The 1,361-nt window shown below is 59.7% G+C and carries 2 protein-coding genes; both read left to right on the top strand.

The window, feature by feature from the left end; translation table 11 throughout:
* Positions 1-745 (top strand): argininosuccinate synthase (locus EOA27_RS36630; RefSeq protein WP_127258733.1); only part of this gene is annotated, 745 nt, incomplete at its 5' end.
* 162 nt (positions 746-907) lie between these two features.
* Positions 908-1,361 (top strand): hypothetical protein (locus EOA27_RS36635; protein WP_189562322.1); only part of this gene is annotated, 454 nt, incomplete at its 3' end.

Consider the following 1,361-nt stretch of genomic DNA (forward strand, 5'->3'; position numbering starts at 1 on the left):
TCTGAACTTCGCCGAACAGCATCAGATCCCGGTGCCGAAGGACAAGCGCGGCGAAGCCCCTTTCTCGGTCGACGCCAACCTTTTGCACTCCTCCTCCGAGGGCAAGGTGCTGGAGGACCCGTGGAGCGAGCCGCCGGAATTTGTCCACCAGCGCACCGTCTCGCCGATGGACGCGCCCGATGCCGTCACCGAGATCGAGATCGAATTCCTCAAGGGCGATCCGGTCGCGCTCAACGGCAAGAAGCTGTCGCCGGCAACCATGCTGGCGGCGCTGAACGACCTCGGCCGCGACAACGGCATCGGCCGGCTCGACCTCGTCGAGAACCGTTTCGTTGGCATGAAGTCGCGCGGCGTCTACGAGACCCCCGGCGGCACCATCCTGATCGCTGCTCACCGGGCGATCGAATCGATCACGCTCGACCGGGGCGCTGCCCACCTCAAGGACGAGTTCATGCCGCGCTATGCCGAGCTCATCTACAACGGCTTCTGGTTCTCGCCCGAGCGCGACATGCTGCAGGCGATGATCGACAAGAGCCAGGAGGATGTCGAAGGCACGGTGCGGCTGAAGCTCTACAAGGGCAATGTCATCGTCACCGGCCGCAAGTCGAAAAAGACACTCTATTCCGATGCGCTGGTCACCTTCGAAGACGACCGTGGCGCCTACGACCAGAAGGACGCGGAAGGCTTTATCCGGCTGAACGGGCTTCGGCTGAGGACGCTGGCCGCGAGAAACCGCAAGCACTGATATTTTGCCGATACGGCAGCGATCAGACGACCCGGCGGAAACGCCGGGTTTTTATTTCAAATATCTAATATAGAAAAGTTCAGACCACTTCAGAGAAATTATCATTTGAACCTTTCCGCCGCTCTAACTAAGTTCGCCAGTGGGATGCGGGGAGTTTTCACAGTGAAAAATAGTATTTATCTTCTGGCTGCGGCAGCGTTGACGTTGATGACGTGCGGGCCCTCGCAAGCAGGCACGAAGCAGGCGCCTGAGGCTAATTTGGACGGGTGCATCTCCGCTGTCCATTTATGGAGCATCACGTTCACGCACGAAATCGCCTCGTTCATGGGCGTCTCGCAAGAGCGCATGCCGACCCTGTTCTGCCAGCGCCTTGCCGAAGGGATACGCAGCGGCCGGATCGGCTACTCCGACATAAACAGGGTGCAGCTTGATCAACCGACCGAAATCTGGTTGGTCATCAAGGGCAAGTCAAAGGCGGCGGCTGCGGCCACGCCGGCGCCGCGGAACTCTAGATTCCGTACCTGCTCAAATGTTATCACCGGCTCCTTCGAGGTTTCCGCTTCCGAGAAATGCCCCTTAGGCGGCAGCTACTCGCAAGCTGCCGGAGTCCCGACAG

The organism is Mesorhizobium sp. M2A.F.Ca.ET.037.01.1.1, from assembly GCF_003998075.1.
In the GTDB taxonomy this organism is placed as follows: Bacteria; Pseudomonadota; Alphaproteobacteria; order Rhizobiales; family Rhizobiaceae; genus Mesorhizobium.